At 62.4% G+C, this 21,101-nt stretch carries 16 protein-coding genes; 11 read left to right on the top strand and 5 right to left on the bottom strand.

Features of this window, described 5'->3' with window-relative positions; genetic code table 11:
- Positions 1-138: 138 nt before the first annotated feature.
- A complete protein-coding gene (locus tag AC07UB_RS06660) occupies positions 139-1,407 on the bottom strand; it encodes a Zn-dependent hydrolase (RefSeq protein ID WP_494651632.1) in 1,269 nt (422 codons plus the stop codon).
- A 51-nt stretch (positions 1,408-1,458) separates the two neighbouring features.
- Complete coding sequence (gene nikR / locus AC07UB_RS06655; RefSeq protein ID WP_494651634.1) at positions 1,459-1,911, bottom strand: nickel-responsive transcriptional regulator NikR; 453 nt, start codon at positions 1,909-1,911, stop codon at positions 1,459-1,461.
- Between the two features lie 272 nt (positions 1,912-2,183).
- On the opposite strand from nikR, the gene AC07UB_RS06650 reads away from it, so the two are divergent.
- The 4 genes from AC07UB_RS06650 to AC07UB_RS06635 all read left to right on the top strand — a co-directional run bounded on the left by AC07UB_RS06650 (position 2,184) and on the right by AC07UB_RS06635 (position 6,590).
- Positions 2,184-3,158 carry a tripartite tricarboxylate transporter substrate binding protein gene (locus tag AC07UB_RS06650; protein ID WP_494651636.1) on the top strand — a complete coding sequence of 325 codons (975 nt, stop codon included), beginning with the start codon at positions 2,184-2,186 and terminating at the stop codon, positions 3,156-3,158.
- A 93-nt stretch (positions 3,159-3,251) separates the two neighbouring features.
- A complete protein-coding gene (locus tag AC07UB_RS06645) occupies positions 3,252-3,737 on the top strand; it encodes a tripartite tricarboxylate transporter TctB family protein (protein WP_494651637.1) in 486 nt (161 codons plus the stop codon).
- Between the two features lie 6 nt (positions 3,738-3,743).
- Positions 3,744-5,252: a tripartite tricarboxylate transporter permease gene (locus tag AC07UB_RS06640; RefSeq protein ID WP_494651639.1), complete on the top strand. Its 1,509-nt coding sequence runs from the start codon at positions 3,744-3,746 to the stop codon at positions 5,250-5,252.
- Positions 5,253-5,345: 93 nt separating this feature from the next.
- Positions 5,346-6,590, top strand: coding sequence for an NAD(P)/FAD-dependent oxidoreductase (locus tag AC07UB_RS06635; protein ID WP_494652665.1), 1,245 nt, complete (start codon positions 5,346-5,348; stop codon positions 6,588-6,590).
- A gap of 63 nt (positions 6,591-6,653) precedes the next feature.
- On the opposite strand, the gene AC07UB_RS06630 is transcribed toward AC07UB_RS06635, so the two are convergent.
- Positions 6,654-7,622, bottom strand: coding sequence for a TAXI family TRAP transporter solute-binding subunit (locus tag AC07UB_RS06630; protein WP_492793105.1), 969 nt, complete (start codon positions 7,620-7,622; stop codon positions 6,654-6,656).
- 28 nt (positions 7,623-7,650) lie between these two features.
- Positions 7,651-9,666 carry a TRAP transporter permease gene (locus AC07UB_RS06625; protein ID WP_494651641.1) on the bottom strand — a complete coding sequence of 672 codons (2,016 nt, stop codon included), beginning with the start codon at positions 9,664-9,666 and terminating at the stop codon, positions 7,651-7,653.
- A 308-nt stretch (positions 9,667-9,974) separates the two neighbouring features.
- Here AC07UB_RS06625 and AC07UB_RS06620 point away from each other — a divergent pair, with 308 nt between their 5' ends.
- From AC07UB_RS06620 to AC07UB_RS06590, 7 genes are all read left to right on the top strand, one after another.
- Positions 9,975-10,676, top strand: coding sequence for a TetR/AcrR family transcriptional regulator (locus tag AC07UB_RS06620; RefSeq protein ID WP_492793249.1), 702 nt, complete (start codon positions 9,975-9,977; stop codon positions 10,674-10,676).
- Position 10,677: 1 nt separating this feature from the next.
- Entirely contained in the window at positions 10,678-11,868 is a 1,191-nt protein-coding gene (locus AC07UB_RS06615; RefSeq protein WP_494651642.1) for an efflux RND transporter periplasmic adaptor subunit, read from the top strand.
- A 21-nt stretch (positions 11,869-11,889) separates the two neighbouring features.
- Positions 11,890-14,976: a MexW/MexI family multidrug efflux RND transporter permease subunit gene (locus AC07UB_RS06610; RefSeq protein WP_494651643.1), complete on the top strand. Its 3,087-nt coding sequence runs from the start codon at positions 11,890-11,892 to the stop codon at positions 14,974-14,976.
- Positions 14,977-15,154: 178 nt separating this feature from the next.
- Positions 15,155-15,823: an ABC transporter ATP-binding protein gene (locus tag AC07UB_RS06605; RefSeq protein WP_494651645.1), complete on the top strand. Its 669-nt coding sequence runs from the start codon at positions 15,155-15,157 to the stop codon at positions 15,821-15,823.
- Positions 15,820-18,297 (top strand): ABC transporter permease, encoded by a 2,478-nt coding sequence (locus AC07UB_RS06600; protein ID WP_494651646.1) that lies wholly within the window; start codon positions 15,820-15,822, stop codon positions 18,295-18,297. Before AC07UB_RS06605 ends, AC07UB_RS06600 begins: the two co-directional genes overlap by 4 nt.
- Positions 18,287-19,390: a lipocalin-like domain-containing protein gene (locus tag AC07UB_RS06595; protein WP_492793098.1), complete on the top strand. Its 1,104-nt coding sequence runs from the start codon at positions 18,287-18,289 to the stop codon at positions 19,388-19,390. Before AC07UB_RS06600 ends, AC07UB_RS06595 begins: the two co-directional genes overlap by 11 nt.
- A 15-nt stretch (positions 19,391-19,405) precedes the next feature.
- Positions 19,406-20,245 carry an aldo/keto reductase gene (locus tag AC07UB_RS06590; RefSeq protein WP_492793097.1) on the top strand — a complete coding sequence of 280 codons (840 nt, stop codon included), beginning with the start codon at positions 19,406-19,408 and terminating at the stop codon, positions 20,243-20,245.
- Here the strand turns inward: AC07UB_RS06590 and AC07UB_RS06585 are convergent.
- On the bottom strand, positions 20,242-21,000 hold the full coding sequence (locus AC07UB_RS06585) for a sulfite exporter TauE/SafE family protein (protein WP_492793096.1): 759 nt from the start codon (positions 20,998-21,000) through the stop codon (positions 20,242-20,244). The two genes, AC07UB_RS06590 and AC07UB_RS06585, sit on opposite strands and share 4 nt — an antisense overlap.
- Between the last annotated feature and the right edge of the window lie 101 nt (positions 21,001-21,101).

Here is a 21,101-nt window from a genome sequence, read left to right as displayed (position 1 = left end):
TCCCCGCGAAAGCGGGGACCCATACTCCCTGACTTTGAATGTTAGCAGGATGTATGTTGTGCCTTGCCGACAGACTAGGGGTTATGGGTCCCCGCTTTCGCGGGGACGACGATAAATTTGCATTTTGACGAGGCGATGCTAACCGTCCGTCCTCGCCGCCGATGCAATGCCTGCGAGCGCGAGAACCGTATGCAGCAGCACATTCGCGCCTGCCGTGCAGTCGGCCTGGGTGGCGTCTTCCAGCTCGTTGTGGCTGATGCCGTCCTTGCATGGCACGAAGATCATCGCCGCCGGCATGACGCCGGCGAGATTGCAGGCGTCGTGTCCCGCGCCGGACGTGATGCGGCGGTGGGCGTAGCCAAGCTCCTTGGTGGCGGCCTCGACGGCATCGACCAGCGCCGTGTTGAAAACCGTCGGCTCCTTGCGCCAGATTTTCTTCACATCGACCTTGACCTTGCGGCGGGCCGCAATCTCCGCTGCCGCCGCCATGATCCCGTCATGCAGCTTGTCGAGGGTTTTAGAGTCCGCGCTGCGCACGTCGATGGTGAAGGCGAGATCGCCGGGAATGACGTTGCGGGACGGATTGTCGATCTTCATCTCGCCGATGGTGCCCACCGCATTCGGGCCGAAATCGCGCGCGATCTTTTCCACCGCCAGCACGACTTCCGAAAATGCGACGAGCGCATCCTTGCGCAGCGGCATCGGTGTGGTGCCCGCGTGGCTTGCAAATCCTGAAATCGCGCCGTCGTACCAGATGATGCCCTGGCCGCGATCGACAACGCCGATGGTCTTGTGCTCGGCCTCCAGCAGCGGGCCCTGTTCGATGTGCAATTCGACGAACGCTGAAAACTTCTGTTTTCCGACCGCGTCCGCGCCGCGATAGCCGATGGTGTCGAGCGCCTCGGCCACGGTGAAGCCGTCGGCGTCCTTGCGCCCGAGAATGTCCTCGGTGGTGTATTCGCCGGAGTAGGCGGCCGAGGCCATCATCGCCGGCGCGTAGCGCGAACCTTCTTCATTGGTCCAGTTACAGACACAGATGGGAACGTCGGTCTCGATCCCCGCATCGTTCAGCACGCGCACTACTTCGAGCGCGGCGAGCGTGCCGAGAATGCCGTCGTATTTTCCGCCGGTGGGCTGGGTGTCGAGATGCGAGCCGATGCCAATCGGCGGCTTGGACATGTCGCGGCCCGGCCGGATCGCGAACATGGTGCCCAGCGCATCGACACGGACTTCACAGCCGGCAGCCTCGCAGGCGGCGCGGAACCAGTCGCGCACCTGCTTGTCCTCAGGCCCGAGGGTGAGGCGTCTGACGCCGCCTTTGGGCGTGGCGCCGAACTTCGCGGTTTCGTGGATGTCGCCCCAGAGGCGCGCGGAATCGATCTGAAGATTGGATTTTGCTTTTGTCATGAGTGATCGTTACCGCAGGTTGTTGTCAGGGGCATCCCCGAAAATGGCGTGTCAGGTGTGCTTATGGACGTGCTTTTTGCGCGCGCCCGCAGGCTTGGCGCTCGCCTCGGTCGGGATCATCACCACGCGGCCGTAACGGACGCCGCGCTCGGCGATGACATGATCGGCGAGATGCTTCACGTCCGCGGCGCTGCCTTTCAGGGCAGTGATCTCCATGCAGTTGTCGTTGTCGAGATGGACATGCAGCGTCGCCAGCGACAGGTCATGATGATCGTGGAAATTGTTGACGAGACGGCTGGAGAGATCGCGCGCCGCGTGGTCGTAGACATAAACCAGCGCCGCGACACACTCGCCGTTCTTGCCTGCGTCCTGCGCCGCCTGCTGCATTCCGGCGCGGGCGAAATCGCGAATCGCCTCGGAGCGGTTCTGATAGCCGTGTTCCTCGATCATGCGATCCAACTCGGCCATGAGATCGTCATCGAGGGTGATGGTAACGCGCTGCATTGGTGGGCTCCGTACCGGCGGACGCCGGATCATGGTGGGTCACCGCGAGCATAGCCGATCCGTGGTTCCGGTGCGCCTGATTTCGCTGAGCGAACACAGCAGCGGCCTCGAGACTGATTTTCTTGAGGCGTAATGACGCATCGGCCTGATGCGCCGCAATAAGTGCGCGCTGACCAGTCTCATTGCTTTTCTTTCCCGCCGATTTCGGGGATCATCGATCCACAAACAACGGCAGGTTCGGATTTCACGAACCGCAGAGGGAGGAATTCTGGATGATCTATCGCACGGGCTTGAAAACCATGCTGGCCGCCGCTGCGCTCGCGGTCCTGTCTAGCGTTGCATCGGCGCAAGACTATCCCACCAAGCCGATCACACTGATCGTGCCGTGGCCCGCCGGCGGCTCGACCGATATTTCGATGCGCGCGATCGCCGACAGCGCGTCGAAAATCCTCGGCCAGCCCATCGTCGTGGACAACAAGGCGGGCGGCGGCGGCACCGTCGGCCCGGCGACCATGGCGGCGGCGGCCAAGCCGGACGGCTATACGATCTCGCAGATTCCGATCACGGTGTTCCGTCTGCCGCTCATGCAGCAGGTGTCGTGGGATCCCGCCAAGGATTTCACCTACATCGTGCATCTGACCGGCTACACCTTCGGCGTCACCACCAATGCTGAGTCCCAGTTCAAGACCTGGAAGGACGTGGTGGATTTCGCCAAGGCCAATCCGGGCAAGGTGACTTACGCAACGCCTGGCGCTGGAACGTCGCTCCATGTGGGCATGGAGCAGATCGCAACGCGCGCCGGCATCAAGCTGACGCAGGTGCCGTTCAAGGGCGGCGCAGAAACCAATGCCGCAGTGCTTGGCAATCACACCATGCTTCAGGCGGATTCGACCGGATGGCGGCCGCTGGTTGATGCCGGCAAGCTTCGCCTGCTGATGGTGTGGACGTCCAAGCGTTCGCCGAACTTCCCGGATGTGCCGACGCTCAACGAACTCGGCTACGACATGGTCTACGATTCGCCGTTCGGCATCGCGGGACCGAAGGGCATGGACCCGAAGATCGTCGCCAAGCTCCACGATGCGTTCAAGAAAGCCATCGAGGACCCGGCGGTGATTGCGACGCTTGCGAAGTTCGACATGGTGGCGAACTACAAGAACACGCCGGACTATGTGAAGTTCGTCGCCGACGTCACCGACTCCGAGCGCAAGGTGATCGACTCCCTGGGACTTGCGAAGAAGACGAACTGACGATCGCTGCACGCGATGACGGGCCTGCGAGCGATCCCGCAGGCCCGGCGTCGGAATTTCTGCACCTGACACTTACGGGGGAGGCGGTGCACGATGGCTGGTTCGAGCGACACGAAATTCAGGCTCAATAACTCCGAATTGTGGGGCGGTCTGGTCGGGCTCGCGCTCGCCATTTTCGTGGTCTGGTCGGGACTCAAGCTCAATATCGGAACGATCAACGATCCGGGCTCCGGCTTCGCCGTGTTCTACGCCGGTCTGCTGATGTGCGTATTCGCGGTGACGATCATCGTCTCGGCCATCACCGAGGGCGGGCCGACCGTTGAGTCATTGTGGGCCGGAACGCGATGGACCAAGCCTCTGGTCGTCGTCGCGTGCCTGACGGCGTTTGCGTTCCTGTTCGCGCCGCTCGGCTTCCTGCTGGCGTCGATTCCACTGTTGCTGCTGCTGTTGCGCGTCATCGATCCGGTCCGCTGGACGCTGACGATACCGCTCGCCGTCCTTGTCCCGATCGGCGTCTGGTGGGTTCTGAAGCGCGCGCTTCTCATTCAATTGCCTTCGGGCATTTTCGGCATCGGCTGACCGCTCATGGATGTTCTTCTCAACGTCGCGCATGGATTCGGCATCGCTCTTCAGCCGGTGAACCTGCTTTATTGCTTCATCGGCGTCTTCATCGGCACGCTGGTCGGCGTGCTGCCCGGCATCGGCCCGATCTCGGCGATGTCGCTGCTGCTGCCGGTAACGCTCTCGGGTACGCCCGAGTCCGGCATCATCATGATGGCGGGCATCTACTACGGCTCGATGTACGGCGGCTCGACGACCTCGATCCTTGTCAACATTCCGGGCGAAGCGGCGTCCGTGGTGACCTGTCTCGATGGTCACCAGATGGCGAAGCAGGGCCGGGCGGGCCCGGCGCTCGGCATCTCGGCGCTCGGCTCGTTTATCGCAGGCACGTTTTCACTGGTCGCGCTGATGCTGATTGCGCCGTCGCTCGCCAGCGTCGCCGTCGCGTTCGGGCCCGCAGAATATTTCAGCCTGATGGTGCTGGGCCTCGTGGTGCTGACGTTTCTCACCCAAGGCTCGATGGCCAAGGCGCTGCTGATGGCCTGCATCGGGCTGGTGCTCGGCCTGATCGGCCTCGACAGCATCAACGCGCAGCCCCGGCTGACCTTTGGCCGCCTTGAACTGATCGACGGCATCGGCCTCGTGCCGGTGGTGATGGGTCTCTTTGGCGTGGCCGAAGTGCTCATCAATATCGAGCAGGTCCTCAAGCGTGATGTGATCGACGCCAAGATCACGCAGCTTTTGCCCAACAAGGCGGACTGGAAGGCGAGCGGCGGCCCGATCGGACGTGGAACGATCCTCGGATTTTTCCTCGGCATCCTGCCGGGCGGCGGTGCGGTGGTCGCGACCTTTGCGTCCTACGCGCTGGAGAAACGGCTGTCGAAAACGCCGGAGCGTTTCGGCAAGGGCGCAATCGAAGGCGTCGCGGGACCGGAAGCGGCCAACAATGCGGCTGCGGGCGGCGCGTTCATTCCGCTGATGACGCTGGGCATCCCGCCGAACGTGGTGATGGCGCTGCTGCTCGGCGCCTTCGTCATTCACGGCCTGCAACCGGGGCCGCTGATGATCACGCAAAATCCCGGACTGTTCTGGGGCATCATCGCCAGCATGTATATCGGCAACATCATGCTGCTGATTCTCAACCTGCCGCTGATCGGCATGTGGGTGCAACTGCTCAAGCTGCCTTACAACGTGTTGTTTCCGCTGATCCTGCTGTTCACCATCGTCGGCGTCTATTGCAGCAGCAACAACGTGTTCGACGTCTACGTCATGGTCGGCTTCGGCATCATCGGCTATCTGATGCGCAAGTTCGGCTATGAGCCTGCGCCGCTGGTGCTGGCATTCGTGCTCGGACCGCTGCTCGAGAACAACCTGCGCAAGTCGCTGATCCTGTCGCAGGGCGACCTGATGACATTCGTGGAGCGTCCGATCTCGGCCGCATGTCTGGCCCTTGCCGTGATTCTCCTGATCGGGCCGCTGCTGCCGTCGCTGCGCAAAAAACGTGAGCTGGTCGCGCTCGACGAAGGGGCGTGATTCTCGTTCATTCACGGGAACTTTTCCGCGCATTCGGCGTCATCATGGCTCCGGCAAAATAACTTGCCGGATCACCCATGACATTGCGGAATGATGTTCGATCCAGAGAGTGCGCGACAAAACGATCTGCGCGGCGGCACGCCGCCGTGGGCTTCGAGGCTGCTGCAGTCGCGGCGGTCATCGGTCGATGAGAATTTTCGCTGCGATGTCCTTGTCGTGGGCGCGGGCATCACAGGCTCGTTCGCGGCTGAGCATCTGGCGTCCCTCGGGCATGAGGTCTGCATCATCGACCGGCAGCGCCCCGGCTTTGGCAGCACGGCGGCGAGCACTGCGATGCTGCTGTGGGAGATTGACCGTTCGCTGAGCGACCTCACGGAGATTTACGGCTTCGACCGTGCCGCGAATATCTATCGCCGCAGTTTCGGTGCGATGACTGGCCTTCTCAGTCTGGTCAATTCGCGCCAGTTGCGATGTGGAATTCGCCACAAGCGCTCGCTCTATCTTGCGGCCGGAGATGTGGATGCCCGCAAGTTGCTTGCGGAGCATGAACTCAGGCAGCGGGCCGGACTGCCCGGCGATTTTCTGGATCATCTGACGCTGCTGCAGGAATTCGGACTGTACCGCGAAGCGGCTATCGTGGCGCTGGGATCGGCGGACGCGGATCCCTTGCTGCTGTCGCAGGCGTTGCTTGCAACGGCGACGGGAGAGGGCGCGAAGCTGTTCGACGCGGAGGCCATGACCTATGACAGCAGTGGCGATGCCGTGACGGTCGAGCTTGATGACGGCCATGTCATCGAGGCGAAACACGTCGTGCTCGCGACCGGCTATGTCATGCCTGATATTATGACGTCGGATTTGCACAAGGTCGTTTCGAGCTGGGCCGTGGCGACGCCGCCGCAGGAACCGGGCGCTCTGTGGCGCGGCGGCGCCCTGATCTGGGAGGCGTCGGACAATTACAATTACGCGCGCACCACCACGGACAATCGCATCATCATGGGCGGTGAAGACGACGACGCGGTTGTCGAGCCAGACGCCCGCGACCGCCTGATGCCCGAGAAGACGGAGGTTCTGTTGCGAAAGCTGAACGGCCTTTGGTCATCGGCGAATCCCGTCGCGGATTATGTCTGGTCCGGCGCGTTCGGAACCACCAGCGACGGCCTGCCGCTGATCGGGCGCGTGCCCGGTCATCCGCGCATTCATGCCGCTTTCGGCTACGGCGGCAACGGCATCACGTATAGCTATCTCGCTTCGCGCATGATCGCGGCGTCCATCGCCGGCAACAATCAGCCGTGGTTCGATGATTTCGCCATCGATCGCGATGCGCCGAAGACGGATTGATAGGCACAACGAAAAACCCCGGCGCGCTGGCCGGGGTTTCGTTTGTCTTGTATCTGCGCAGGCCTAGCCGCCCTTGCCCTTTTCCTTGAAATACTTCATCGCGCCGGGATGGAACGGTACCGGCGAGCGGTCCTGCACCTGGTTGTCCAGTGAGAAGCTGAGCGCTTCCTTGTGCACGGCGACGATGTCGGCCTTCTTTTCCACCAGCGTCTTGACGATGTTGTAGGCGTCGTCATTGCTCATCTTGTCGCCGGTGACGATGATGTTCCAGACTTCGGCCATCTTGTTGTCGACGTCATAGCCTGGATACGACCCGGCCTTGATGACGCCGGCGCTGTACAGCTTGCCGTACTTGGCGTTCATCTTCTCGACCGTATCGGCGTGGTCGATCAGTCTGATCTTCATGCCGGGTGTTGCCGCAAGGTCGGTGACCGATGCGGTCGGAATGCCGCCGACCCAGAAGAAGGCGTCGATCTTGCCGTCCTTGATGGCGTTGACGGATTCGGCGACGCCGAGCCGTTCGCGCTTCATGTCCTTGTCCTTGTCGAGGCCGGCGGCTTCGATGACGCGGAAAGCCATGACTTCGGTTGCGCCGCCGGGCGAGCCGGTGGAGACGCGCTTGCCCTTGAGGTCGGCCATCGTCTTGATGCCGGTGCTCTCGACGGTGACGACGTGCATCCGGTTTGGATAGACCACGAGCAGCGCCTGCAACGGAATCTTGCCGCTCTTGAATTTGTCTTCGCCCTTGTAGGCGTCGAGCGCGGCGTCAGCCATGGTGAAGCCGAGTTCGCTCTGTCCGGTGCCGATCAGCTTGAGGTTGTCGACCGAACCGCCGGTGACTTCCGCGGTGGCCTGCACGTTCGGCAGGTTCTTCGAGAGCACGTTCGCGATCGCGCCGCCGAGCGGATAGTACACGCCGCCGGTGCCGCCGGTTCCGATCGCCATGGTCTTTTGCTGGGCATATGCACTCAGCGCAAGTCCGGCGGAAACCGCAAAGGCAAGCACCGCCGTTGCTTTTGTCATTCTCTTCATGGTCACTATCTCCCTTGGTTTTTAATCGTCAGGCCGGGCGTTGAAGTGCCGGTCCTTTTGCCTGCCACAACAGTACCCCTAATCCGATAAGGATTCCGGGTACATAAGTATAACTGATGTCGCGACCAATCGCCGCTTCAATGAGCGCTTCGATCAGGCTTGGAAACACCAGCAACAGTCCCGACAGGATCAGCAATCCGCGTTCGATCGTGGTGGTGCGCCGCAGCGCCCAGCCCTGCGCCGCAGCTGCCAGCGCCATCAGCCCGAACGTGGTCTTGATGCTGATCTCGACGATGTCGACCCACGTGCCGCCCTTCGGAATGTTGAGCAGCAGTCCGACGCCCTGCGGATCGAGAACGAACACGAACGGCACAAGAAACGCGGGCAGGGTGTATTTCCACGATTGAAGCGTCGTTTTGTACGGGTCGCCGCCGGTGATGGCGGCCGCTGCGAACGGCGAGAGCGCCGTCGGCGGCGAGACTTCCGAAAGCACCGCGTAGTAGAAGATGAACATGTGCGCGGCGTAATCCGGCACGCCGAGCTTGATCAGCGCAGGTGCGGCGATCACCGCGCAGATGATGTAGGACGCCGTGACGGGAACGGCGAGGCCGATGATCCACACGATTAGCGAGGTGTAGATCGCTGTCAGCAGCAGGCTGCCGCCGGCATAGGAAATGACGATCGACGAGAATTTCAAGCCGAGGCCCGTCAGTGTCACGATACCGACGACGATGCCGGCCGAGGCGCAGGTGGTCGCCGCATTCAGCGCACCGATCGAGCCGTCCGCCAGCGCGCGTTTGAGCTTCGGCGGAAACAGCGCCGTATCCTTGCGCAGGAAACTGAGCAGGAAGGTCGTTACGATGGCGTAGAACACCGACAAGGCCGGCGAATAGCCGATCACCATGAAGATGACGACGGCGATGAGCGAGATGAAATGAAAGCCATAACGCTTCGTCATTTCGCCCAATGAAAGATCCGGTTTGAAGCTGACATCGCGTGCGTCGAATTTCTTGGCGTCAAGCTCCACCATGAACAGCAGCGACAGGTAATAAAGACAGGTCGGGATGGTCGCCATCCAGATCACGTCGAGGTAGCTGATCTTGAGGAACTCCGCGATCAGAAAGGCCGCCGCGCCCAGCACTGGCGGGGACAGGATCGCACCGAGACCACCTGCGGCGAGAAGTCCGCCGGCGGCGTTCTTCTCGAAGCCGGCTTTCTTCATCATCGGATAGGCGACGGTGCCAATCATCACTGTCGTCGCCACGCCGGATCCGGACGGGCCGCCGAGCAGGAACGACGACAGCACCACGGTGCGTCCGGCGCTGTTCGGCTTGCCGCCCATCAGCGCCAGAGAGAAGTCGATGAAGAATTTGCCGGCGCCGGATTGCTGGAGAAACGCGCCGAAGATCGTGAACAGGATGATGAGCGTCGCCGACACATCGACCGCGACGCCGAAGATGCCCTCCAGCGTAATGAAGAGATGGCCGACCAGCCGCGACAGGTCATAGCCGCGATGGGTCCACGGGGCAGGGAGGTGCGGGCCGAGCATCGCATAGGCGATGAAAAAGATCGCGACCACGGGCATGATCGGCCCGGTGGTGCGGCGCGTCGCCTCCAGTACTAGGACGATAAAGATGATGCCGACAATGACGTCCCAGCGGTCGGGCGTCGTCGCGCGGTCGGTGAAGTCGTCGCCGCCCATCAGCGCGTAGGCGATGGTCGCGATCGCGAGCAGGCCTGGGATGATATCCCACCAGCGCACACGGTTGCGGAAGCGAGCCGCCAGCGGAAACAAAAGGAAGGAGAGCAGCAGGGTGAACGCGACGTGGGTGTAGCGAAGCTCCTGTGTCGGAACGATCGCGTAGGCCGCGTAGAGATGAAACAGACTCATCGCGATAGCGATGTAGGTGACCGTCTGGCCCGCCCAGCCACCGAGCCTGTTGGTTGCGCCCTCATCGGCTTCGATGAATTCTTCGGCCTTGCGCAAGGCCTCGTCGGAAATGACCTGAGGGTCATCTGCCGGCGGCAGATTTACGGTCGTCATGCTGTGCTCTCCCCCTGACCCATTGGTGCGGGTCACTGCGGCCTTCCTGTTGGAGCAGGGGCCGTTTCGTTGTCGCGCATTGAGGCGGGTTTGGGCGGTTTAGGCAAGACTTCCTTAGTGGCAGACGGCACCATCAACATCATGTGGTCTCAGCGGTTCCTGCGCGCGAGCCATTATAAAGTGCAGGGAATTCGCAGGACCCGGCCCGGGGCCGAACTTCGCCAATCCCCGAAAAGTGCATCAATTTTGGCATTGCGATGCAGCAAATCAGTTGACTTGGGGCGAGGTGAGTGTTTACTCACGCCCCGATGAGCACCCTCAGACTGACAAGCGATCTCCGCCGGGAGCAAATCCTGGAAGCGGCCAAGCGTTGCTTCGCCCTGTATGGCTATGCGGGGACGACGACGAAGAGCGTTGCGCAGGCGGCATCGATTTCCGAGGGGCTGCTGTTCAAGCATTTCCCAACTAAAGCCGCTCTCTATGCCGAAATTCTTGCGGAGGCCTGCGAGGCTGATCCGGAATTGCTGCGGCTGCGCGAGTTGACGCCGTCGACCGAGACGCTGGTGATTCTCATCCGCGAAATGGTGACGCACTTCATGCGGGCCACGGATACGCCGGATCAGGAAGAAGCCCAGCGAATCAGGCTGGTGATTTCAAGCCAGTTGAACGACGGCGAGTTCGCCCGCCTTCTGTATGAAAAAATCGGCGATCTGATCGGACCTATCTTCAGTGCATCGCTTGAGCGCGCCATCGCTGCGGGAGACGCCACGCAGGTCGAGGGAGAGCCGCTCAATCTTTTCTGGTTTTCTCATCAGGTTGTTCACATGATTGCCCTTACAAGGCTCCCCGCGACGCCCTCGTTGAATTATCCCAACGCCCCCGATTTCGAACGCCAGATCACCCAATTCATTCTGCGGGGAATCGGAGTAACAAGCCGGGCCATCGTCTCACATTTGGATACCGCGCCACCGCTATTCCAGGCGGGTGCGCGAATTGCGGAAAGTGCATAACATGGACGCCAAAAGCACCCCCTCTCATCAAACGCCTTCGCCAAGCGAGAAGCCGCGCGCGCCGGTGCGGATGCGGCGCTGGACGATCATCATCGGCGGCGGTTGCCTGCTGCTGGTCGGTGTCATCTGGGGCTTCAATGCCTTCCGCAGCCACATGATCGCGCAGTTCTTCGCGAACATGAAGCCGCCTCCGACCAATGTCGCGGTCGCTGAAGCCAAATCGGAAGTGCTGCCGAATCTCCTGACCGGCGTCGGCGATCTCGCTGCGGTCCATCAGGTCAACGTCACGACCGACGTCAACGGCCGCGTGACGGAAATCCTGTTTACGCCGGGCGCGCGAGTGAAGGCGGGCGATCCGCTTCTTCAGATCTTCGACGCGCCGGACCAGAGCGACCTGGCCAGCTTCAAGGCGCAGACACTTGCGGCTCAGCTGGCGCTCGATCGCGCCAAGGCGCTGCTCGCAAAATCGTTCGGTCCGCAGGCGACGGTCGATCAGGCGCAGGCTGTCTACGACCAGGGTGCCGCCGCGGTCGCCAAGACCGAAGCTGTCATCTCGCAAAAGCGGATCAAGGCGCCGTTTGACGGTGACCTCGGTGTGCGTCTGGTCGAACTCGGACAATATCTGAGCGCCGGAACGCAGATCGTCTCGCTGACCGATTTGTCTCAGCTCTATCTGAACTTCACGGCGACTGAAAAAGACCGTGCTGTTCTGAACGTCGGCCAGACTGTTCGCATCGTTGTGGACGCCTATCCGGGCCGTACGTTCGAGGGCAAGATCACCACCATCGAACCGCAGATCAGCGCCGACACGCGCAACGTCCGTATTCAGGCAACGCTGGCGAACCCCGACCGCGTTCTCCAGCCGGGCATGTTCGCGACCACGACGGTCGAACTGCCGGCGAAGCCGGCGGTGATCACCGTGCCCGAAACGGCCGTCGACTACACGCTGTACGGCGATTCCGTCTGGCTGATCACGGAGACCAAAGACGCGGACGGCAAGACTTCGCTGAAGACCGACCGGACTTTCGTGAAGACCGGCCCCCGCATTCACGGCCGGGTCGTCATCACCACCGGTTTGAAGCCCGGCGATCGTGTCGTTGCCGTCGGACAGCTCAAGCTCCAGTCCGGCTCCGCCGTCACGATCTCGTCGGACCCGCCGCCGCCGATTCCCGCGCAGCCGCCGCGCAATTGATCTCATAACGGAGCGCCGCTCATGGCCTTCACCGATATCTTCATCAAGCGGCCGGTGCTGTCGCTTGTCGTCAGCCTGCTGATCCTGCTGATCGGCTTCAAGGCGGCGACAAGCCTCGGTATTCGTCAGTATCCGAAACTGTCGAACACCGTGGTTACGATCACGACGTCCTATCCGGGCGCGTCGCCGGACCTGATGCAGGGCTTCATCACGCAGCCGATCGAGCAGGCGGTGGCGTCGGCGGAAGGCGTCGATTACATCACGTCGTCCTCGACGCAGGGCACCAGCACGATCTCGGTTTACATCAAGCTCAACGTCGATCCGAATTCGGCGCTGACCGAAGTCAGCTCGAAAGTGAGTTCGGTCAGGTATTTGATCCCGAGGGAATCCAACGACCCCGTGATCACCAAATCGACCGGCCAGACCACGGCCGTGATGTATCTCGGCTTCGCCAGCGACGAGTTGAGCGGACCGCAGATTTCCGACTATCTCGCGCGCGTGGTGCAGCCGATCCTGTCGACGGTGGATGGCGTCGCATCCGCCGACATTCTCGGCGCGCAGACGCTCGCCACCCGCATCTGGCTCGATCCGGCCCGCATGGCCGGGCGCAACGTGTCGCCCGACGATGTCGCAGCGGCGATCCGGGCCAACAACTTCCAGGCGGCTGCCGGTCAGTCCAAAGGCTATTTCATCGTTTCCAACGTGACGACCAATACCGACCTGACCAGCATCGAACAGTTCAAGCGCATGACGGTGAAGGCCAAGGACGGCGGCTTCGTCAGGCTTGAAGACATCGCGGTGGTGGAGCTTGGCGCCCAGAGCACCGATTCCAGCGTGTCGCTCAGCGGCCAGCAGGCGATCTTCATCGGCGTGCAGTCGACGCCGCAAGGCAACCCGCTCAACATCGTTCAGGGCGTGCGCGGGCTGTTCCCGGAAATGGAACGCAATCTGCCGCCATCGCTGAAAATGCGCGTGGCTTACGATTCGACCAAGTTCATCCAGTCGTCGATCGACGAGGTGCGCAACACACTGGTCGAAGCGGTGGTCATCGTGGTCGTCGTGATCTTCCTGTTCCTGGCCTCGTTCCGTTCGGTCATCATTCCCGTGGTCACGATTCCGCTGTCACTGGTGGGCGCGTGCATCCTGATGCTGTCGATGGGCTTCACGCTCAATCTTCTGACGCTGTTGGCGATGGTTCTTGCGATCGGACTCGTGGTGGACGACGCCATCGTGGTGGTGGAGAACATTCACCGGCATCTGGAGGAGGGAAAATCTCCCGTCGAAGCCTCACTGGTCGGCGCGCGCGAGATCGTGGGGCCGGTCATTTCCATGACCATCACGCTCGCGGCGGTCTATGCGCCGATCGGATTCCTCGGCGGACTGACAGGCGCGCTGTTCCGCGAATTCGCGTTCACGCTCGCGGGCGCGGTGATCATCTCCGGCGTCATTGCTCTCACGCTATCGCCGATGATGTGTTCGGTGCTGCTCAAGGGCGGTCACCAAAATCAGGGGCGTTTCGCAAAGACCGTCGATCGGGTCTTCTCCCGCGTGACCGACTGGTACGGCCGCAAGCTCGACCGTTCGCTGGACTATCGGCCGCTCACGGGAATTTTCGCCGTGACGATCCTGTTCCTCGTCGGCTTCATGTACGTGAACACCAATAAGGAACTGGCGCCGGAAGAAGATCAGGGCATTCTGTTCTCGGTGACGAAGGCGCCGCAGTACGCCAACATCGACTATGCCAACTTCTATGGCGAGAAGCTCGACAAGGCGTTTGCGAGTTTCCCGGAAACCGATCTGCGCTTCATCATCAACGGCATTACCGGACCGGCCAACGGCATCGCGGGCATGATCCTGAAGCCGTGGGATGAGCGCAAGCGGTCGTCGCTGGCGTTGAAGCCGCTGGTTCAGGGCGAACTGAGCAAGATCGAGGGCGTCAATGCCTTCGCGTTCAACTTGCCGCCGCTGCCGGGCGGGCCGGGCGGCTTGCCTATCCAGATGGTCATCAGCACCACCAGCGGATTCCAGGCCGTGTTCGAGCAGATGGACAAGCTCAAGAAGGCGGCGCGCGAAAGCGGTCTGTTCATCGTGGCCGACAGCGATCTCGCGTTCAACCAGCCGGTGGTTGCCGTTAAAATCGACAGGTCGAAAGCCAACGATCTGGGCATCAGCATGCAGGCCGTCGGCAACACGCTGGCGACGCTGCTGGGCGGCAACTACGTCAACCGCTTCAATCTCGAGGGCCGCTCCTATCAGGTGATCCCGCAGGTGCCACGCGGCCTCCGGCTGTCGCCGGAAGCGCTCGAAAAGTACTATGTCGCGACAACCGGCGGACGTCAGGTGCCGCTGTCGACCATCGTCACCATCGAGACGAAAACCAACCCGAACGCGCTGACGCATTTCAATCAGCTCAATTCGGCGACGTTCCAGGCGGTGCCGATGCCGGGTGTCACGGTCGGCAAGGCGGTCGAATTCCTCGAGACCCAGGCCAAGCAGTTGCCTGCTGGCTTCTCGCGCGATTATCTCGCCGACTCGCGGCAGTTCGTGCAGGAAGGCAACCAGCTCGCCGTCACCTTCGTGTTCGCGCTGATCATCATCTTCCTGGTGCTGGCCGCGCAGTTTGAAAGTCTGCGCGACCCGCTGGTCATCCTGATCTCGGTGCCGATGGCGATCTCGGGTGCGTTGATTCCGCTGTTCTTCGGGCTGGCGACGATCAACATCTACACCCAGGTCGGTCTGGTGACGCTGATCGGCCTGATCAGCAAGCACGGCATCCTGATGGTGGAGTTCGCCAACGAACTCCAGCTCAAGGAAGGGCTGGATCGCCGGGCCGCGATCGAGCAATCCGCACGGGTGCGGTTGCGGCCGATCCTGATGACCACTGCGGCGATGGTCGCCGGTCTGCTGCCGTTGCTCACGGCAAGTGGCGCCGGCGCGGCAAGCCGGTTCTCCATCGGCATCGTGGTCGTGGCCGGCATGTCGATCGGCACGCTGTTCACGCTGTTCGTGTTGCCGGCGGTCTACACCGCGATTGCAACCGACCACAGGGCGTCGGCGGATTCCGAGCGCGCGAAGGACATCGAGAAGTACGAACTCAGTTTGACGTGACGTCGCTCTTACCTCTCCCCGTTTTACGGGGAGAGGTCGGATTGCGCAGCAATCCGGGTGAGGGGCAACTTTTGTTGTGAGCCTCCGGTTCGCCCCTCATCCCAACCTTCTCCCCGCATACGGGGAGAAGGGGCGCATCGCGGTTGCGGGTTGTTTTACGCCTCCACCCGCTCCGTGTATGATCGCGACGATCATGCTGACGGTTCGCAACCTCACCAAATCCTACCGGACGTCGGACGAGCGGCTTGCGGTTTTGCGAGGCGTTGACCTGACCCTTGCGGCCGGAGAGAGCGTCGCGCTGACCGGTGAATCCGGCAGCGGCAAGAGCACGCTGCTTCATCTGATCGCCGGCCTCGACAAAGCCGACGGCGGCGAGGTCTGGCTCGACGGCGGGCTGGTGTCCGATCTGTCTGACAGCGACCGGGCCGTCATGCGGCGCGACCGTCTCGGTCTTGTGTTCCAGCAGTTCAATCTCATTCCGAGTCTGCAGATCGGCGACAATCTTGCGTTTCAGGCCCGGATCGCAGGCCGCTACGATGCGGCGTGGCAGGACGAACTGATCGAGCGGCTTGGGCTCGGCGCGCTGCTCGATCGCTATCCCGAGCAATTGTCGGGCGGACAGCAGCAGCGCGTCGCCATCGGGCGCGCGCTGGCGATCAAGCCGCTTGTGCTGCTTGCCGACGAGCCTACCGGAAATCTCGACGAGACGACGGCCGACGATGTGCTGGCGCTGGCACGCGATCTGGTCGCGCGCACCGGCTGTAGTTTTCTGATGGTGACCCACAGCGCACGCCTCGCCGCGACGCTGGACCGGCAGGTTCATCTCAGCGCGGGGCGGATCACATGACGCGCCCGGTCTGGATTCTTCGTGCTCTCTTGAGCCACTGGACCCGGCACCGGATGCAACTTGCCACCCTGTTGATCGGATTGATTTCCGCGACCGCACTCTGGAGCGGCGTGCAGGCGCTGAACAGCCAGGCGCGCAACAGCTACGACCGCGCGGCGGCGACCTTCGGCGGCGGCAACAACGCGATGCTGGTCGGGCGCGACAGTCCGTCATTCGCTCAACAACTGTTCATCGATCTGCGCCGCGCCAACTGGCCGGTGTCGCCGGTGGTGGAAGGGCGCATTGTCATTGGCGGGCGTTCGTTCCGGCTGCTCGGCATCGAGCCGATCACACTGCCTGCGGGCGCGGGTGCTGCGCCGGGCTTCATGCAGATGGAATCCGGGCAGGCGGATTTGCAGAAATTTCTGATGCCGCCGGGGCAGACGCTGGTCGCGCCGGAGACGTTGTCGGATTTGAAGCTGGCTGAAGGTGCCGCGCCGCACGTCAACGCCATGGCGCTGCCGCCACTTGCGGTGCAGGACACGCTCGCGCCGGGTGTGCTGGTGGTGGACATCGGCGTCGCGCAGCGCGTTCTCAAAATGCCGGATCAGGTGTCGCGGCTTCTTGTGGGCGATCAGACCGACGGCAAGCGACCGCCGCTGGCCCAGGTGGTCGGCGATCAATTGCGGATCGTGGAGGCGGGCGCACCGAGCGATCTCGAACGGCTCACGTCCAGCTTTCATTTGAACCTCACGGCATTCGGGTTGCTGTCGTTCGTGGTCGGCTTGTTCATTGTGCATTCGGCCATCGGGCTGGCGCTCGAACAGCGATTGCCGATGCTGCGCACGATGCGCGCCTGCGGCGTGTCGGCGCGGGCGCTCACGGTCGTTCTGGTCACGGAGTTGGTGTCGCTGGCGCTATTGTCCGGCATTGTCGGGCTGATCTGCGGGTATGTGGTGGCGGCGTTCTTGCTGCCCGATGTGGCCGCGAGCCTGCGCGGACTCTACGGCGCGCAAATTCCCGGCCAATTATCGTTGAAGCCAAGCTGGTGGCTTTCGGGATTGGGCATGAGCGTTCTCGGCGCATTGCTCGCCGCCGCTGCCGGGCTTTATCGCGTCTATCGTCTTCCGATCCTTGCGGCGGCGCAGCCCTATGCCTGGCAACAATCGCAGCAACGCTGGCTGATGCGGCAGGGCGCGTTCGCGCTCGTCGTCGCGCTCGTCGCGGCGGCATGTCTCTATCTGGGAGATTCTCTCACATCGGGTTTCCTTGTGCTGGCGGGACTGCTGCTCGCGGCGGCGCTGGCGCTGCCGGTGCTGCTCGGCGCGGTGCTGTGGTTCGGCCAGCGCGGCACGGTGCGGCCGATCGTGAAATGGTTCTGGGCCGACAGCCGCCAGCAGTTGCCGGGCCTGTCGCTGGCCTTGATGGCGCTGCTGCTGGCGCTCGCCGTTAATGTCGGCGTCGGCACCATGGTGCAGAGTTTCTCGCGCACGTTCACAGGCTGGCTCGACGACCGGCTTGCGGCGGAAATTTACCTGAATGCGACCAGCGACGCGCAAGCGGCCGAGATCGTGGCGTGGCTGCGGCAGCGGCCGGAGGTCGATGCGATCCTGCCGGCGTGGCGCACCGACGTGACGCTCGACACGCTGCCTGTCGAAGTGCTCGGCTTCGCGGATCATGCGACCTACCGCGAACGCTGGCCGCTGCTGGAATCGGTGCCAGGCGTCTGGGACAAGGTGCGCGCGGGCGAGGGCGCGCTGTTCAGCGAGCAACTTGCGCGGCGTCTTAAAGTTCAGCTCGAAGATGAGGTGCGGATTCCAACCCCCCGCGGATTATGGCCCATCAAGGTCGCCGGCATCTATCCGGACTACGGCAATCCCAAGGGGCAGATGGGCATCGACATCGACGCGCTGGCCGGACACTGGCCGGAGATCGCGCGCACGCGGTTCGGGCTGCGTGTCGCTCCGGATAAAGTTTCGGCGCTTGTCGCGGCGCTGCGAGACAAATTCGGACTCGATTCCAGCCGGTTACTGGATCAGGCGACATTAAAGTCTGAGTCCACCCGCATCTTCAACCGCACCTTTTCGGTGACCTCTGCGTTGAACGCTTTTACACTCGGCGTCGCTGGTGTCGCGTTGCTGACAAGTCTCCTCACACTGAGCAACAGCCGGTTGCCGCAGCTCGCGCCGTTGTGGGCGCTTGGTCTGACGCGGCGGCGGCTGGCCGGGATCGAACTGCTGAAGACCATGTCGGTTGCATTCATCACCGCGCTGCTGGCGCTGCCGCTGGGATTGCTGGTGGCGTGGTGTCTGGTTGCGGTGGTGAACGTGAAGGCGTTCGGCTGGCGGTTGCCGTTCCATGTCTTTCCGATGCAACTTCTGGAATTGCTCGTGATCGCGATGCTGGCCGCGCTGCTCGCGACGTGTCTGCCGATCCTCCGCTTGATGCGGCTGCAACCGGCCGCCCTTGTGAAGATATTTGCCAATGAGCGCTGATCTCCGCACCAGCCGCCGCGCATTTATCGGCGGCAGTTTGCTCGCAATGTTCGGCAGTGGGCTTGCGCGTGCGCAGGGTTTTGCGGGATTGGGCGGCGAGAGTGAGGGGTTCGCGCCGGTCGTGCCGGGCAAGGTGCTGGAGTTTCCGCGCGACCATGGCCCGCATCCGGACTACCGCATCGAGTGGTGGTATCTCACCGCGAACCTGCGCGATGCCACCGGCACGGAGTGGGGTGCGCAATGGACGCTGTTCCGGTCGGCGTCAGCGCCGGGTGTGCAGCTGGATGGCTGGGCCAATCAGCAAATCTGGATGGGGCACGCCGCCGTCACCAATGCGCAGACCCATCGTTACGCCGAAAAATTCGCGCGCGGCGGCGTGGGACAGGCGGGCGCTGACGCCGAGCCGTTTCGCGCGTGGATCGATTCGTGGGAGATGCGCGGGCGCGATCCATTCTCGGCGCGGGATGCCGCGCCGCTTGCCGTCTCGGCGTCGGGCAGGGACTTCAGTTACGCTCTCACGCTCAAGGCGGATCGCCCGCTGGTGCTGCAAGGCGACGGCGGGTACAGCAAGAAATCCGAACGCGGGCAGGCATCATACTATTTCAGCCAGCCCTACTATGAAGCTTCCGGCTCGATCACGCTGGGCGACGCGCAGGTTGCGGTCACAGGCCGCGCATGGATGGACCGCGAATGGAGCAGCCAGCCCTTGGCTTCCGACCAGACCGGATGGGACTGGTTCTCGCTGCATCTGGAATCCGGCGAGAAGGTGATGCTGTTCCGTCTGCGCCAGAAGGATGGCAGGAACTATTTCGCCGGTAACTGGATTGATCGTACGGGGCGCTCGGAGGTTCTCGCGGGGAACGGGATCATCATGACGCCGACCGGCTTCACCGACATCGAGGATCGCAAGCTTCCGACGTCGTGGACCATCGCAATCCCGGATCGCAATTTGAAGATCGAAACCGTGCCGCTGAATGCCAGAAGCTGGATGGGCACGCGGTTCGCTTATTGGGAAGGGCCGATCGGCTTTCGGGGCATGCTGAACGACAGCCGGACGAGTGGCGCGGGCTATCTTGAAATGACAGGTTATTGAAAAGGCGCAATCGGCATGAAGCAGAAAGCATTCGGCAACAACGGACCGCGGGTCGCGATGATCGGACAGGGTACCTGGTACATCGACCGCGGCGACCGCGCGGCGTCGGTGGCCGCGCTTCGCAGCGGTCTCGATGCCGGCATGACGCATATCGACACCGCCGAGATGTACGACGACGCGGAGCTGGTAGTGGCTGAAGCGATGAACGGCCGCCGCGACGAGGTGTTTCTTGTCTCGAAGGTGCTGCCAAGCAATGCTTCGCGCAAAGGGACCGTGCAGGCCTGCGACCGTTCGCTGAAGCGGCTGAAGACGGACCGGCTCGACTGCTATCTCCTGCATTGGCGCGGCCAATATCCGCTGGAGGAAACCGTTGCTGCGTTCGACGAACTTGTCAGCGCCGGAAAGATTCTGTCGTGGGGCGTCAGCAATTTCGATGCGTCCGATCTTGCCGAGATGGTGGATGTGGCGGGGGAAGGGCGCATCGCCTGCAATCAGGTGCTTTATCATCTGAACGAACGGGCCATTGAGCACTCCGTCATTCCATGGTGCGAGGCGCACGGCGTCGCAGTCGTCGCCTATTCGCCGTTCGGCCATGACGACTTTCCCGACGCGCAGTCGGCAGGAGGCAAGGTCTTGCAGGAGATTGCGTCACGGCACGGTGCGACGCCGCGTCAGGTAGCGCTTGGTTTTCTCACGCGATGGTCGTCGGTGTTCGCGATTCCCAAGGCCTCGTCGCCGGGTCATGCCGCGGACAACGCGGGTGCGGGCGTATTGATCCTGACCGAGAGCGAGATCGCCGCGCTCGACAAGGCGTTTGCGCTGGGCCGCGAGCCGCGCAGCCTGCCGATGATCTAGATGATTTCCGCTACTCCCTGCCAGAGCAGCAGCAGGGAGATGGCGAACAAAAGCACGTAAGCGATATTGTAGAATAATCCGGTCGGCGTGATGCGGACCAGCCAGATGCCTGCGAAATTCGCCAGCACCGCAATCGGCACCAGGAGCAGCGACGTCGCAAAGTTCTTGGCGCTGAACTGCGCCAGCAGGAAGTAGGGGCCGATTTTCAGGACGTTGACGATCGCGAAAAAGATCGTGGTGGTGCCGACCAGCACCAGCTTCGGCAACCGCTGCGGCAGCACATGCACCTGAAACGGCGGCCCGCCGCCCTGTGTCATGAATGACGTGAATCCCGAGATGCTGCCCCAGAACATGCCGCTGGCGGCCGTCGCGGCTTGGGGTTCGATCCGGTCGCGGTGAATCCATGTATTGGCGACGAAGGCCAGCCCGATGAAGCCGATGACGATGCGGACGAAAGCATCGGACAGATACGAGGCCAGCAGCCAGCCGAGCGCCATGCCGGCGACAGCGCCGGGCAGCATGACTTTCAGGTTCCAAGCGTCCCAGTGGCGCCGGTAGACGTAGACCGAAATGATGTCCTGCGTGATCAGGATCGGCAGGATCAGCGCGGCGGCTTCCAGCGGTGGAAGATACAGCGCCAGCAATGGCGTGGACGCGATGCCGAGGCCCGAGAAGCCGCCTTTCGACAAACCCAGCAGGATTACCGCGGGAATGGCGACAAAATAGAACAGCGGTTCGGTGATGATCGCGTGCACGTCATGATTCCGTCAGATACGTTCCACTTAGGCCTTAGAAGGCACACCAAGATCAACCGATATCGCGGTACAGAAATGCAGGCTGCCCTTGTGGGTTTGCG

It is taken from the genome of Afipia sp. GW821-FHT04G03, assembly GCF_059419985.1.
The sequence above is the reverse complement of the archived record's forward strand: the minus strand, read 5'-3'. Positions and strand labels throughout refer to the sequence as shown.